At 72.7% G+C, this 13,527-nt stretch carries 13 protein-coding genes; 4 read left to right on the top strand and 9 right to left on the bottom strand.

What is annotated here, in order from left to right:
- The first annotated feature begins 71 nt into the window (after nucleotides 1-71).
- Nucleotides 72-968 carry a helix-turn-helix transcriptional regulator gene (locus ABIA38_RS09610; protein WP_424638071.1) on the top strand — a complete coding sequence of 299 codons (897 nt, stop codon included), beginning with the start codon at nucleotides 72-74 and terminating at the stop codon, nucleotides 966-968.
- A 34-nt stretch (nucleotides 969-1,002) separates the two neighbouring features.
- Here ABIA38_RS09610 and ABIA38_RS09605 read toward each other — a convergent pair whose 3' ends face one another.
- The 4 genes from ABIA38_RS09605 to ABIA38_RS09590 form a co-directional block, all read right to left on the bottom strand.
- Nucleotides 1,003-1,482 (bottom strand): MarR family winged helix-turn-helix transcriptional regulator, encoded by a 480-nt coding sequence (locus ABIA38_RS09605; protein WP_424638176.1) that lies wholly within the window; start codon nucleotides 1,480-1,482, stop codon nucleotides 1,003-1,005.
- 76 nt (nucleotides 1,483-1,558) lie between these two features.
- The gene (locus ABIA38_RS09600) at nucleotides 1,559-2,008 is read right to left on the bottom strand and encodes a DUF6196 family protein (RefSeq protein ID WP_424638070.1); all 450 of its coding nucleotides are present in this window, start codon (nucleotides 2,006-2,008) and stop codon (nucleotides 1,559-1,561) included.
- Between the two features lie 400 nt (nucleotides 2,009-2,408).
- A complete protein-coding gene (locus ABIA38_RS09595; RefSeq protein WP_424638069.1) occupies nucleotides 2,409-3,503 on the bottom strand; it encodes a chitinase in 1,095 nt (364 codons plus the stop codon).
- A gap of 190 nt (nucleotides 3,504-3,693) precedes the next feature.
- Nucleotides 3,694-4,353 carry a TetR/AcrR family transcriptional regulator gene (locus tag ABIA38_RS09590; protein WP_424638068.1) on the bottom strand — a complete coding sequence of 220 codons (660 nt, stop codon included), beginning with the start codon at nucleotides 4,351-4,353 and terminating at the stop codon, nucleotides 3,694-3,696.
- A gap of 263 nt (nucleotides 4,354-4,616) precedes the next feature.
- On the opposite strand from ABIA38_RS09590, the gene ABIA38_RS09585 reads away from it, so the two are divergent.
- Complete coding sequence (locus ABIA38_RS09585) at nucleotides 4,617-6,221, top strand: flavin-containing monooxygenase (protein WP_424638067.1); 1,605 nt, start codon at nucleotides 4,617-4,619, stop codon at nucleotides 6,219-6,221.
- Between the two features lie 78 nt (nucleotides 6,222-6,299).
- Nucleotides 6,300-7,472 (top strand): MalY/PatB family protein, encoded by a 1,173-nt coding sequence (locus ABIA38_RS09580; protein ID WP_424638066.1) that lies wholly within the window; start codon nucleotides 6,300-6,302, stop codon nucleotides 7,470-7,472.
- 37 nt (nucleotides 7,473-7,509) lie between these two features.
- Here ABIA38_RS09580 and ABIA38_RS09575 read toward each other — a convergent pair whose 3' ends face one another.
- Complete coding sequence (locus ABIA38_RS09575) at nucleotides 7,510-8,034, bottom strand: hypothetical protein (protein WP_424638065.1); 525 nt, start codon at nucleotides 8,032-8,034, stop codon at nucleotides 7,510-7,512.
- A gap of 176 nt (nucleotides 8,035-8,210) precedes the next feature.
- Entirely contained in the window at nucleotides 8,211-8,726 is a 516-nt protein-coding gene (locus tag ABIA38_RS09570; RefSeq protein ID WP_424638064.1) for a VOC family protein, read from the bottom strand.
- Between the two features lie 335 nt (nucleotides 8,727-9,061).
- Between ABIA38_RS09570 and ABIA38_RS09565 the strand changes: the two genes are divergently transcribed.
- Nucleotides 9,062-10,372 carry a helix-turn-helix domain-containing protein gene (locus ABIA38_RS09565; RefSeq protein WP_424638063.1) on the top strand — a complete coding sequence of 437 codons (1,311 nt, stop codon included), beginning with the start codon at nucleotides 9,062-9,064 and terminating at the stop codon, nucleotides 10,370-10,372.
- A gap of 146 nt (nucleotides 10,373-10,518) precedes the next feature.
- Here ABIA38_RS09565 and ABIA38_RS09560 read toward each other — a convergent pair whose 3' ends face one another.
- The 3 genes from ABIA38_RS09560 to ABIA38_RS09550 form a co-directional block, all read right to left on the bottom strand.
- Nucleotides 10,519-11,328, bottom strand: a complete 810-nt coding sequence (locus ABIA38_RS09560; RefSeq protein ID WP_424638175.1) for an SDR family oxidoreductase — start codon at nucleotides 11,326-11,328, stop codon at nucleotides 10,519-10,521.
- A 53-nt stretch (nucleotides 11,329-11,381) separates the two neighbouring features.
- On the bottom strand, nucleotides 11,382-12,122 hold the full coding sequence (locus ABIA38_RS09555; RefSeq protein ID WP_424638062.1) for a thioesterase II family protein: 741 nt from the start codon (nucleotides 12,120-12,122) through the stop codon (nucleotides 11,382-11,384).
- Nucleotides 12,123-12,413: 291 nt separating this feature from the next.
- Nucleotides 12,414-13,511, bottom strand: coding sequence for an Ldh family oxidoreductase (locus tag ABIA38_RS09550; protein ID WP_424638061.1), 1,098 nt, complete (start codon nucleotides 13,509-13,511; stop codon nucleotides 12,414-12,416).
- Nucleotides 13,512-13,527: the final 16 nt, after the last annotated feature.

Genomic DNA, 13,527 nt, shown 5'->3' with positions numbered 1-13,527 from the left:
CGTCGTTCCTGGCCCTGTCACGGCCCCCCACCGCGTACCGCCCGCGGACCGGGTTTGCCACACTGGGCGGCATGAGCGAACAAGGCGGCACCGAGCTGGCCAGGTTCCTGCGGGCACGTCGGGCGCTCGTCCGACCCGAGGACGTGGGCCTGCCCACCGGCACCGGTCTGCGCCGCACCCCCGGCCTGCGCCGCGAGGAGTTGGCCACGCTCGCCGGGGTCAGCATCGACTACTACACCCGGATGGAACGCGGCCGGGAGCACCACCCGAGCCCGGCCGTGGTCGACGCGCTGGCCGGCGTACTGCGGCTGAACGTCGACGAGCGTGAGCACCTGCACGGCCTGGCCGCGCAGAGCACCCGCCGGGCCGCCGCCCCGGGGCCGACTCGCGAGCCGTCCCGCGCGGTCCGGCCCGGCGTTCGCCAACTGCTCGAATCGTTGCGCCCGAACCCGGCCTACGTGGTCGGCCGCACCAACGACCTGCTGGCCGCCAACCCGCCGGGGTTGCGTCTGCTGCACGGCATCGACGAATGGCCGGTGGCCCGGCGCAACCTGACCCGCTTCCTCTTCCTGCACCCGGCGGCCCGCGAGCTGTACGCCGACTGGGACACCGTCCTCCCTCCCAGCGTGGCCCACCTGCGGGCGATCGCCGGGACGGACCCGGACGTCCCGGGCCTGGCCGCGTTGGTCGGCGAACTGGTGGTGAAGAGCCCGGAGTTCGCCCGGTTGTGGAACCGCTACGAGGTGTGCGAGCGCAGCGCCGGGCACAAGCGCTTCCGGCATCCGGAGGTCGGCGAACTGACCCTGGGCTACGAGGTGATGGAGCTGACCCGGACCGACGGACAACGCCTGGTCGCCTTCCACGCGACCCCGGGCGGCCCGGACCACGACGCCGCCGTCCTGCTCGACCTGGCCGGCACCGGGGAACAACCCCGGACGGACCGCCACGAGCGCGACCTGCACGGCTGAGCGGCGGGATAGCCGCCGCGACTTGCCGTTCGCACTACGAACAATTATCGTTCGTAGCGCGAACGGATTCTCCCGTAGCCCCGTCGGCCAACTCCATGAAGACCACCGGCACCTCGTTGTCCAACACCATCCGGCCCAGCAGCTCGGCCAGCCGGGCCCGATCGGCGGCGGGCAGGGTCGCGGGCAGTTGCTCGACCCGCCGGCAGGTCTCGGCGTAGAACTCCTCCGCGAGCTCCGCCCCCTGCTCGGTGAGCGCGATCCGCACCGCGCGCCGATCCTGCGGATCCGGCTCGCGCCGCACCAGGTCGCGCTGCACCGTACGGTCCACCAGACCGGTCAGACTCGACTTGGCCAGCCCGAGCATGCCGCCCAGCTCGCGCATCCCGTACGGCTGCGGCATCAGTACGCACAGCAGCTGCCCCTGCTGCGGCGTCAGCCCATACGCCCGCCCCGACTCGGCATATACGGCATTCACCAAAAATGCCGAGCGCACCAATGCGGTGACAACCCCCATCGGCTCACCCGTGATTTTTCCCATTCCCTGAGAATAGGCCACGAATGGTCGACCACCGGGGGAATCAGCTGCTCGGTTACGGCCTCGCCCGCAACGACTCGACCACGGTGACGGCCTCGGGGAGCAGGTGGGTCGGGCAGCCCCAGTAGTCGTAGATGCCGCCTCGGGCGCGGTTGCTGCCGCAGACGACGAAGACGCCGGTGCCCAGGCGGAGTTTGAGGTGGGTGGCCAACCAGCCGACGAAGCCGCTGTTGTCCACCTCGGCCGGGAAGTGGAACGAGAAGACACCGAACCGCTCCACCTCGGCCGGCACGCTCGCGGCGTCGAACGGGACGAGCGCGCTCCACGAGTCCTCGTCGCGCACCACCGCCAGCAGATCCGCATCCGCGGACAACGTCGGCGGGTCGGACAGCGGCGTCTCCCGGAAGCACCACTCGCCGTCGTGCACCACGAAGGCGGCACGATCCAGGACGCCCCGAAGTCGGCGTTCCACCTGTTCCTGTGTCTCCATGCTCACATCCACCATCCGTCGACCCTAGAGGATCATCGGCGGGGCCGGTGGGGTTGAGGGTGCGGGTGCGCGGGGCGCGGGCGCAGGTGCGGGTGCGGGACGCGGGTGCGGGCCCGGAACGCGGGTGCGGGCGCGGGACGCGGAAGCGGGACGCGGAAGCGAGACGCGGACGCGGGTGCGGGGTGCGGGACGCAGGACGCGGGTGCGGGACGCAGGACGCAGGACACGGGTGCGGGACGCAGGACACGGACGCGGGTGCGGGCGCGCGACATCGGGCGCGGACACGGGCCCGGGACGCGGGTGGCGGAACGCGGGTGCGGACGCGGGCCCGGGACACAGGCCCGGAGCGCGGGACGCGGGCCCGGAGCGCGGGCCCTTGGGTGGGTCCGCGTCCGGGTCGGGTCGCCGTAGGGGCTCAGCGGCCCTGGAGTGTCTTCACGTTGTCTCCGAACGACCAGTTCTGGGAGCCGTCCCAGTTGAGGGACCAGGTCATCAGGCCCTTGAGGGCGCCGCCGTAGGTGTTCCACGCCTGGGCCACGTCGCCGGGGGCCATGTAGCCGCCGCCCGCGCCCGGTTGGGCCGGCAGGCCGGGGACCTGCTTGTCGTAGGGGACCTGGATCGTGGTGCCCTGGACGACCAGGCCGTTGTTGAGGCAACTGGTCTGCGCGGTGAAGCCGTCGACCGTGCCGGCCGAGTACGAGTCGCCGGCGCAGCCGTACATGTTGCCGTTGTAGTACTGCATGTTCAGCCACCACAGCCGGCCGTTGTCCACGTACTTCTTCACGATCGGCAGATACGCGCCCCAGATCGAGCCGTAGGTCACGCTGCCCCCGGTGACGTACGCCGTCTCCGGCGCCATGGTCAGCCCGAAGCCGGCGGGCATCTGCGCCAGCACACCGTCGATGATGTACTCGAGGTTCGCCTGCGACGTGGACGGCGTGTTGATGTCGCCGCCGCCGACGAGGCCGGTCTCGATGTCGATGTCGATCCCGTCGAAGTTGTACGCCTTCAGGATCGGCACCACGGTCGCGATGAACCGGTCCGCGACGGCCCGCGAGTTGAGGTCGATGCCCGCCGCCGCGCCGCCGATGGACATCAGGATCGTCGCGCCGGCCGCCTTGGCCTGGCACATCTCGGCCGGGGTGGACACCTTCACCGTCGAGTCCATGCCGTCCTCCCACAGGACGGTGCCGTCGCCCTGGATCACCGGGAAGGCCGCGTTGATCACGTTGTACCCGTGTGCGGCGATCCGTGGATCGGTGATCGGAACCCACCCGAACGGCGGATGTACGCCGTTCACCGCGCCGTCCCAGTTCTCCCAGTAGCCCTGGAGCACCCTGCCGTCGGGCCGCGGCTTGGTCGGACACCGGTTGTCCGGTGGGTCGGCGGCCTTCGCGGGGTGCGAAGTGCCGGTGGTTCCGGTGTTGTTCGGCGCCGCGGCGACCGACCCGGCCACGGCGAAGGCGATCGCCAGGGCGACCCCCAGGAGACGTGACGTCCGACCCATCATGCGCTGTTTCCCTTCCGGCACGTCGAGCGCGGCCGGGCACGGAAGGAACGTCCTGCGTGGCACGCCTACCTCCCGGGCGGGGACGGGCCCGGAGACTCACGTGGTGCGATTGCCACGACCGTAGAGTGGTCCGGACCTATCCCTCAATAGGTCTGGACCACTGGCAAACTCCGGCAAATGGCCGCCAAGTTCAGCGTGGCGGGGTGGGGGCCTGGTAGATGGCGGCGAGCCAGATGGCGAGGAGGGTGTCGACCGCTTCGGGCTCGGCCAGGGCCGGGGGTTCGGCGGCGAAGGTGGCCAGCAGGACACGTTCGTTCATCGAGGTGAGCGCGATCGCCAGGGCGCGCGGGGGCAGCCCCTCGGGGGCCGCGCCCCGGGCCCGTTCGGCGGCGATCGCCCGGGCGGCCCGCTGTACCCAGCCCTCCATCACCCGCGACCACAACTCGCGTACCTCACGGTTCGTGCCGTGTGCCCGGGCCGCCGCCAGGGTGACCGCGCGGTGTGCCCGGAAGGTGGCGAAGAAGGCGTCGATCGCCGCGCGCCAGTGCCCGACGGGGTCGAGGGCCAGCCCGTCCGGGGTGCCCGGTGAGCCGGCGTCGGCCTCGGCGATCACCCGGTCGATCAGGGCCAGCAGGACCGCCTCCTTGGCGGCGAAGTAGAAGTAGAACGTGGGCCGGGAGATGCCCGCGCCGCGCGCCAGGTCGTCGATGGAGATCTCGGCCAGGCTCCGCTCGCCGAGCAGTCGCTCGGCGGTGGCCAGGATCGCCTGTTCCCGATCGTCGCCCGAGGGACGCGATTCGCGCCGACCCCGGCGCGGGCGGGCGGTGTCCTTGGCGGGGGATTCGGTCACGCCCGCACCCTACCGTCCGGCGATGCGGACGACGTCCTGATGTTCGACATAGTGTTGACTCGGTCAACGATGTGTCGATAGCGTGGTCTCGCTACCTCCCCGCGGGCGCGTACCGTTCCGAGGCGTCGCTCCGGGTTGCCCTGTGTATCGCCCGATCCCGGGTGCCCGGCACCCGGTCGCCCCGACATCCGGTGGCCGCGACGTTCGGTCGCCGCAGACATCCGGTCGCCGCAGACAGCCGGTTGCAAAGATGGGGGAACGGCATGGCCACGGAACACGTCGACGTCCTGATCGTCGGGGCCGGTCTCTCCGGCATCGGCGCCGCGTGTCATCTGCGCCGGCGCTCGCCGGGCAAGTCGGTGCTGATCCTGGAGGGTCGGGAGGCGATCGGCGGCACGTGGGACCTGTTCCGCTACCCCGGGATCCGTTCGGACTCGGACATGCTCACCCTGGGCTACTCGTTCCGCCCGTGGACCGGCGCCGAGACGATGGCCGAGGGGGCGGCGATCCGGGACTACATCCACGACACCGCCCGCGAGCACGGCGTGGACCGGCTGGTGCGCTTCGGCCATCGGGTGCTCGGCGCCGAGTGGTCGAGCACGACGGCCCGTTGGACGGTACGCGTGCGACGCCCGGCCGGCGGCCCCGAGCGGCGCGGCGCCGCACCCGCCGACCCGCCGCCGACCGCCGAGCGGTCGAAGGACCGTCCCGACGCGACCGAAGTGGTCGAGCTGACCTGCTCGTTCCTGTTCGCCTGCACCGGCTACTACCGCTACGACCAGGGCTACACCCCCGAGTTCCCCGGCGTCGAGGACTTCGCCGGTCGGGTGATACACCCGCAGCATTGGCCCGAGGATCTCGACTACGCCGACCAGCGCGTAGTGGTGATCGGCAGCGGTGCCACCGCCGTCACCCTGGTGCCCGCGATGGCCCCCACCGCCGCGCATGTGACCATGCTGCAGCGCTCCCCCGGCTATGTGCTGGCGCTGCCCGCGCGCGACACGCTGCGCGGACGGTTGCGCCGAGCGTTGCCGGACCGGGCCGCGTTGCCCCTGGCCCGGGCGAAGAACGTGGGCATGATGATGTTGGCCTTCCAGCTCTCCCGCCGCGCGCCGGGCCTGATGAAGTCCGTGGTGCGCCGGGAGGCGGTGCGCCGGCTGCCGGTGGGCTACGACGTGGACACCCACTTCGCGCCGCGCTACGACCCGTGGGATCAGCGGATGTGCTTCGTCCCCGACGGCGACCTGTTCACCGCGTTGCGCGACGGGCGCGCCTCGATCGTCACCGACACCATCACCCGCTTCACCCGGTCCGGACTGCTCCTGGACTCGGGCACCGAACTGCCCGCCGACATCGTGGTGACCGCGACCGGCCTGAATCTGCTGGCCCTCGGCGGCCTGACGCTGACCGTGGACCAAACCCCGGTCGAACCGTCCGAAACGGTGGCCTACAAGGGCATGATGCTCTCCGGGGTGCCCAACTTCGCCCTCGCCCTCGGCTACACCAACGCCTCCTGGACGCTCAAGTGCGACCTGGTCGGCCACTACGTCTGCCGGTTGCTCAACCACATGGACGCGCACGGCTACCAGGTGTGCACCCCGCAACCCCCGGCCGCCGACGAGCCGTTGGAGCCGTTGATCGACCTGAAGTCCGGATACGTGCTGCGCGGTACGGCACTGATGCCCAAGCAGGGGCCGCGCACGCCGTGGCGGCTGCACCAGAACTACCCGCGCGATGTGCTCCTGCTCAAGCACGGCTCGCTGCACGATCGGGGCATGCGCTTCGGCCACGCGGCGCGGCGGGCCGACGCCGGCACCGAAGCCGCCGCGCCGGCCGATCGGTTCGACGCGCCGACCGTGCCCGGGTAGGCGTAGGCGTAGGCCTAGGCGTCGGTGCGACGCGTGCAGGCCGCCGGCGGACCCCCTCGCTCGCCTATCGTGGAGGTCATGACCACTGAGCGGGGACACATATCCGACGTCGCCAACCCGTTGCGCGCACTCACCCTGGCCGAGCTGCGCCGGCGGACCAGCATCAAGTGGCGCGAGTATCCGCCGGACGTCCTGCCGCTGTGGGTGGCCGAGTTGGACGTTCCGCTGGCCGAACCGATCGCCCGGGCGATCGTCGACGCCGTCGGCATCGGCGACACCGGCTACCCCTCGGGCACCGGATACGCCCAAGCCCTGGCCGACTTCGCGGCCCAGCGGTGGGATTGGCACACCCTCGCCGTGGAGCGCACCGCGATCGTGCCGGACGTGATGCTCGGCGTGGTCGAGTTGCTCAAGCTGATCACCGACCCCGGCAGCCGGGTGATCGTCAACTCGCCGGTGTACCCGCCGTTCTACGCGTTCGTCACGCACCTGGACCGGCAGGTCGTCGAGGCCCCGTTGGGCGCCGATCACCGGATCGACTTCGCCGTACTGGCCGAGGCCTTCCGGACCGCGACCGCCTCCGGCGGACGGGTCGCCTACCTGCTGTGCAGCCCGCACAACCCCACCGGAACGGTGCACACCGCCGCCGAGCTGACCGCCGTGGCCGAGTTGGCCGCCGAGTACGGGGTGCGGGTCGTGGTGGACGAGATCCACGCGCCGCTCGCGCCCCCGGACCGCTACGTCCCCTATCTGAGCGTGCCCGCCGCGGCCGACGGCATGTCCTTGATGTCCGCGTCCAAGGGTTGGAACCTGGCCGGCCTCAAGTCCGCCCTCGCGATCGCCGGCCCGGCCGCCGCCGCGGACCTGGCCCGGCTGCCCGAGGAGGTCTGGCACGGCTCCAGTCACCTCGGCGTGATCGCGCACACCGCCGCCCTGCGCGACGGCACGGCCTGGCTGGACGCGCTGCTCGCCGGTCTGGCCGAGAACCGCCGCCTGCTCGCCGAACTCCTCGCCGAACACCTGCCGTCCGTGCGCTACACCCCGGCCGAGAGCACCTATCTGGCCTGGCTCGACTGCCGCGCCCTGGCCCTCGGCGACCGCCCGGCGGCGCACTTCCTCGAACACGCCCGGGTGGCCCTGGCCTGCGGCCACGACTTCGGCACCGGCGGCGCCGGCCACGCCCGCCTGAACCTGGGCACCCACCCCGACGTGCTCACCGAGGCCATCCACCGCATGGCCGGCTCCCTCTGACCCCGGCGACCCCTCGGGCACCCGGCTCGCCGCGAGGTCAGTGCGGCGGGTCGGAGTCGGCCAGGTGTTGCAGGGCGTGTACGAGGTATGCGGCGGTCGGGGCGGTGTGGCCGGTGCGCAGCGCCCAGCGGGCCACCTCGGCCGGGAACTGTACGTCGGCGAAGCTGATCACCACGCCGCTGCCGTCGAGGAACAGCCGGCTGCGGGCGCTGCCCAGGTCGATCCAGGTCTCCGCGACCGCCAGCGCGGCGGCCTCGTCCGCGCACGGCAGGTAGGCGAATCGGCCGTCGACCAGGTCGGCGGGCAGGATCCGGGCGGCGCGGCGGACGTGTGCGAGGTGGTCGGCGAACGCGGCGGCGTGTTCGGCCTCGGTCCAGGGCAACCGCGAGCGCCACAGCAGGCATGTACACCACGCGGTGAATTCGTCGGACGAGTCCGGATCGGGCGCGGCGCGCATCGTATGGCGGGTCCGGATCCGCTCGTAGGTCGGCTCGGCGGCCTCCGGTCGTTCCTCGTTCTTGTCCTTCTCGCTGTTCTCGTCGTGCTCGTTCTTCTCGTTCAACGCGCGCTTCCGTTCTCGGTGCTGCCGGGGTGTTCGTCGCTCGGTGGGGTGTACGTCCACGTCATCCGGCACCGTAGTGCAACCGCCTGGTGCCGCGCCCGGCACTGGCGGCCCGGTCCGCGCCGCTCCGGGCGATGGACCGCTCGGGCCCGCCCGCCGAACGCACGGTCGCCGGCTCAGGACGGTGCCCCGGCGGCGGAGCCGGTGGCCAGTCGGCCGCCCCAGCGTTGCCTGGCCCGGTCGAAGTCGAGGGGGGCGCGGCGCAGTTCGTCCGCGTAGGACCAGTCCTCGGCCGGCACCCGCCAGATGATCTCCACCGCGATCCCGTCCGGGTCGTGCCCGTAGACGGACAGGTGCATCCCCTGGTCCAGGTCGCTGCCCAGGGCACCGGCCGCCGCCAGGCGATGGCGCAGGTCCTGGAGTTCGTCGATGGTGCCCACCTCGAACGCGGCATGGAACAGGCCCGGTCGGCGCAGCCCGTCCGCCGCCGCGTCGGCGTTCGCGATCAGGCCCAGGTCGTGATGGTTGGTGGAGTCCGGCGTCGAACGCAGGAAGGCCATCGCCGGCCAGTGCGCCGTACCGGCCAGGCGGGCGACCACCCGCAACCCCAGGACGTCTCGATAAAACCGGGTGGAGACGTCGAGATCACGAACGGACAGGACGATGTGGTTGATCCGACGGATGGTCATCATGACTCCTTGATACCGATATGTACGACCCGCGACGGCGGACGAGCGCGACCGATCCGCCGCTTCGCGGCTTGTTTGGCGCGTTTGCCTCTGCCCCGATAGCCGCCTGTTCACCTAAGGTGACTCTCTGGATGGGTGACACCTCGTACCCCCCTGCCCATCCACCGCTTCGCCGGCTCTCGCCCGCCGGTACAGCCGATTTCCGGACGGCGGTTCCGCGTCCGGAGAGCGCTCCACAAGAGCGCGCAGGCCACCGGCGGCAGCACGGTCGGACACCCCACAACCGGTGTACGGCCGGGCAGTGCCGACGGAATTCCAAACAGGAAAGGTTCGGTCCCGTGCAGCAGGTGAACTTGGACGATCACACGCTGTCGTTCGGTGCGGCGCTGCGCCACCACCGGCGGCAACAGGGCCTGTCCCTGCGCCAGTTGGCCGGGTTGGTGGCCTACAGTCCGGGCTGGCTGAGCCGGATCGAGAACGGCATGTCGACGCCGACCATGCAGCTCGCCCGGCTGTGCGACCGCGAGTTGGCGACCGACGGCGTGCTGGCCGCGCTGGCCGGCTCCGGGCTCGCCACCCGCCCCGGCCGGCTGCGACCGGCGCAACTCCCGGCCGGGCCGGCGCAATTCGTCGGCCGTGAGCACGATCTGCGGGCCCTGGACGCGCTGTTGGCGCACAGTACGCAGACGCACAGCCCGCTGACGGTGTCCATCGACGGTCCCCCCGGCGTGGGCAAGACCGCGCTGATGATCCGCTGGGCCAACCAGGTCTCCGCCGCCTTCCCGGACGGCGTGCTGTATCGGGATCTGCGCGGTCACTCGGCCGACGCCGAACCGATGCGCCCCACCGACGTGTTGGCCGACTTCCTGGCCGCATTGCAGATCTGCGCGCCGGCGGTGCCGGCCGACGTGGAGCAGCGGGCGGCGATGTTCCGCAGTGTGCTGGCCGGGCGGCGGATGTTGGTGATCCTGGACAACGCGGCGGACTCGCGACAGGTCGCGCCGCTGCTGCCGGGGACGGCGGGCTGCGCCGCGGTGGTGACGAGTCGGCGCCGGCTGACCGGGCTCGCGGTGCGGGCGGGGGCGGCCAAGGTGTCGCTCGGGCCGATGTCGCCGGAGGAGTCGTTCGCGTTGTTGTGCGCGGTGGTCGGCCCCGAGCGGATCCTGGCCGAGCCGGACGCGGCGCGCGATCTGGGCTGGCGCTGCGCGTACCTGCCGTTGGCACTGCGGATCGCGGCCGAGCAGCTGGCCACCCGGCCGCATCGCTCGGTTGCCCTGCTTGTCGGCGAACTGGCCGACGACGGCGATCGGTTGAACGTACTCTCCGACGGCGACGATCCCAACCTGGCGGTGCGTTCCGCGTTCTGGGGCTCGTATCGCGAACTCGACGCCGAGGCGTCCCGGGCCTTCCGGCTGCTCGGCCTGTATCCGAGCAACCGCATCCAGGCCTCCGTCGCCGCCGCGCTGATCGAACGCCCCCTGGCGCACACCCGCCGACTCCTGGAGAGCCTGGTCAGCGTGCACCTGCTGGAGGAGACCGGCCCGGACCGCTACCGTCTGGCCAACCTGCTCCGGGCCTACGCGGCCGAACGCGCGGATGCCGAGGACGCCCGGGTGGGCGACAACGACGCGGCGACGTCGGGTCGTTGAGTCCACCGCCCGGGAGCCCGAGTCGGCGGCGACCCGACGCGGCCCGGTCGTCGACCGCCGCGCCACCACCGGGCCGACCGCGCCGGTGGTCGCCCGGGGCGCTGCGCCCGGCCGCCGCGGGGCCGAACTCGCGGGCCGGCGTGGGGTCATCGGACTCGGTACCCGCCGTCCACCGCGAGCAGGCTGCCGGTGATCTGCCGGGCGTCGTCACCGGCCAACCACAGCGCCGCCCCGGCCACGTCGGGCTCGGTCGGCACGTTCGTCCGACGCGCGGGGAGGGACGTGGTCTCGGGCTCGTCGTAGCGCCCGGCCACGGACGTGTAGGGCGATTCGCCGGTTCCCGGGTCGTCGTGCAGCGTGCCGGGGCACAGTGCGTTGACCCGGACGCCGTAGGGGGCGTAGTCGAGGGCGGCCGCGCGGGTCAGGCCGATCAGGCCGTGTTTGGCCGCCACATACGCATCGAAGTTGCGGTAGCCGACCAGGCCGGCGGTGCACGAGACGATCACGATGCTGCCGCCGCGCCGCTTGACCATCACCGGCGCCACCGCCCGGATCAACCGCCGGGCGCCGCCCAGGTCGACCTCGACCAGGTCCTGCCACTCCTCGTCCCGGATCTCGTGCACCGGCCGGCCGGCGGGGGTGACGACCCCGGCGTTGTCGAGCACCACGTCCACACCGCCGAACCGGTCCAGGGCCAGCCCGATGGCCCGGTCGATCGCCGACGCGTCGGCCATGTCGACCGCCGAGGTGACCACCTCGTTGCCGAACTCGGCGCACTGGCGGGCGGTTTCCGCCAACCGGGTCGGGGACGCGAGCGGATAGGGGGCGCCCGGGACCTTCGAGGCGACGTCCAGCAGCAGCAGATCCGCGCCCTCCTGCGCGTAGCGCAGCGCGCAGGCCCGCCCCAGACCCCGGCCGGCCCCGATGACCACGGCGATCTTGTCCGCGAGTCGCATGGCGATCTCCTTGTCGTCTCCTCGGCGCCCGCCGGCCCCGAGTTCGGTCCGGGTCACCCACCGAATCCCGGTCCGGCCGGCCACCGGCCCACCGGTTGGCCCACGGTTGCCGCGATCAGCCGCAGCAGTTCGTCGGCGTGCCGGTCGGGGTACAGGTGCCCGCCCGGGAGTTCGGCACTCAACAACGGCATGGTGGTGGCCGGTTGCCACTGCTCCGTCTCCCGGGCCGAGACCAGTTCGTCGGCGGAACCGCGAACGGTCAGGATCGGCACGGGCAATCGCCGGGCGACGGGCGGCCGATACCGTTCGTACATCTCCAGATCCGCCCGCAGGGTTGCGAGCGTCGCCTCCCGAAGCTGCGGATCGTCCAGGGCCGCCGGCCGGTGACCGGCCACCTCCCGTACTCCGGCGGCGAGTTCGCCGTCCGACAGGTCGCCGACCCGCGGTCGGCGGCGCTGCCGAGGACCGGGCGCGCCGCCGGCCACCAGGACCGCGACGGAGACCCCGGCGACATCGACCAGCCGGTGGGCCAGTTCGTAGCCGAGGAACGCCCCCACTCCGTGGCCGAATACGGCGACCTCGGTGCGTCCGCGCAGGGCGTCGAGCACTCGTGGGATGAGATCGTCGATGGCCTCCTCGACGCTGCGCAGCGGTTTGTCGTCGATCAGCTCCTCGCGGCCGGGCAGTTGCATCGGCAGGATCACCAGGCCGTGTCCCTCGCGTCCCCACCAGGCGCGGAAGACCGAGGCACCGACCCCGGCGAAGGGCAGGCAGAGCAGCGGCAGGGGCTTCATCTCTACTCCGTTTCCGATCCGCTTCCCCGCGTCGCGAGCCGATGCGGTGGGGCGTCCCCGGCCCGGAGGCCGGGGCGGGTCCGGTTCCGGCCCGGACGGGTGCGAACGACGTTTCGGGTGACCGGTGTTCGGGTACGCGGTGCCCGGGTCGGCGCGGACCGCGCCGCGCGGGTGGCGAGGCGGGCGATCCGTACGTTCGGCTCTCGGTCGGAGCACGGCCGACCGACGCCGGCGCCGCCACCCGGGCATCCGCGTACTCCCTCCGGTGTGTCGGGCCGGCTCGGGCCCGGGTCAGGGCCGGCTCGACGCTTCCTCCGCACCGCGCGCGGCCACCGACTGCGGACTGCCTTCCGTAGCGGCGTCCCACGGGCGCGGCAGCCGGGTGGGCACGTCGAATCGGGCGCCGACCGCGATCAGGTCGGCGACGACCGAGCGCGGCAGCGGGATGCCCGCCGCGCGCGCCTGCCGACTGCGGTGCTCCGCGGCGCCGGGGAGCGGGCCGCCGGCCCCGTCCGGGTCGGCGCCCGCGAGCAGCAGGATCGTCTCCGCGACCATCGCCCGATAGGGCTCCAGGCCCCCGAACGCGTCCGGGTCGATCGCGATCAGACAGACCCCGCCGACCTCGCGCGCACCGTCGCCGATCGCGGCCAGACCGCCGAGCAGCGCGGCGCCGACCGCCAACCCGAATCCCCGCTGCAGCGCCGGGAATTCCGCGCCGTCGCCGGACCACCCGGGCCCGTCCTCGGGCGACGCGGCCCGGCTCCCGGGCTCGGCGAGCGACGCCGTCGACATGTCCACGAGCACCGGATGCGCGGTGCCGGGCACGCCCAACGCCCACGCGTCGGCCGCCGGGAACCGACCCACCCGCGTCCCGCGCCCGCCCCGGGCCGACTCGACCGCGCTCGCCGCCGCCGCGTGTCGACCCGCCGCGCCCACCGTGAGCAGTCCGACCAGACCGGCGTGCGCGAGGAGTTCGCAATAGTGCCCGAGTCGGCCCAGCCCGCCGCAGTGCCGAATCGTCGCCACGCCCACGCCGTGCCGGATCGCCGCCGACGCCACCAACTCGCTGGCCGTGCGGGCCGCGTAGGGCCCGAAGCCGCGACGCGCGTCCAGGAGCACGCTCGCCCCGCCGCGCCGCAACACCTGTGGTCGGGCGGCCGGGACCAGCTCGCCGCGCTCGGACTCGGCGACGTAGTGGGCCAATCGCGCCACGCCGTGCGCGTCGTGCCCGGCCAGGTTCGCCTCGATCAGATGCTCGGCGACCTCCGCGGCCACCTGTCCGGGGGCGCCCAGACGGCGACAGATCGAGTCCACGAACAGGGTCAACTCGCCGGGTGCCACCCGGATCGCGTCCGCGTCGGCGGCGGGCCGCCTCGTCTCAGTCGACATCGGATCGCCACCATCG

Source organism: Embleya sp. AB8, from assembly GCF_049739465.1.
In the GTDB taxonomy this organism is placed as follows: domain Bacteria; phylum Actinomycetota; class Actinomycetes; order Streptomycetales; family Streptomycetaceae; genus Embleya.
This window is presented reverse-complemented; position numbering and strand designations above follow the sequence as displayed.

Coding starts and splice junctions, on each gene's coding strand:
- ABIA38_RS09550 (WP_424638061.1), bottom strand. CDS start 13,511: ATGTCGACTGAGACGAGGCGGCCCGCCGCCGACGCGGACGCGATCCGG.
- ABIA38_RS09585 (WP_424638067.1), top strand. CDS start 4,617: ATGGCCACGGAACACGTCGACGTCCTGATCGTCGGGGCCGGTCTCTCC.
- ABIA38_RS09595 (WP_424638069.1), bottom strand. CDS start 3,503: ATGATGGGTCGGACGTCACGTCTCCTGGGGGTCGCCCTGGCGATCGCC.
- ABIA38_RS09555 (WP_424638062.1), bottom strand. CDS start 12,122: ATGAAGCCCCTGCCGCTGCTCTGCCTGCCCTTCGCCGGGGTCGGTGCC.
- ABIA38_RS09560 (WP_424638175.1), bottom strand. CDS start 11,328: ATGCGACTCGCGGACAAGATCGCCGTGGTCATCGGGGCCGGCCGGGGT.
- ABIA38_RS09610 (WP_424638071.1), top strand. CDS start 72: ATGAGCGAACAAGGCGGCACCGAGCTGGCCAGGTTCCTGCGGGCACGT.
- ABIA38_RS09605 (WP_424638176.1), bottom strand. CDS start 1,482: ATGGGGGTTGTCACCGCATTGGTGCGCTCGGCATTTTTGGTGAATGCC.
- ABIA38_RS09600 (WP_424638070.1), bottom strand. CDS start 2,008: ATGGTGGATGTGAGCATGGAGACACAGGAACAGGTGGAACGCCGACTT.
- ABIA38_RS09580 (WP_424638066.1), top strand. CDS start 6,300: ATGACCACTGAGCGGGGACACATATCCGACGTCGCCAACCCGTTGCGC.
- ABIA38_RS09570 (WP_424638064.1), bottom strand. CDS start 8,726: ATGATGACCATCCGTCGGATCAACCACATCGTCCTGTCCGTTCGTGAT.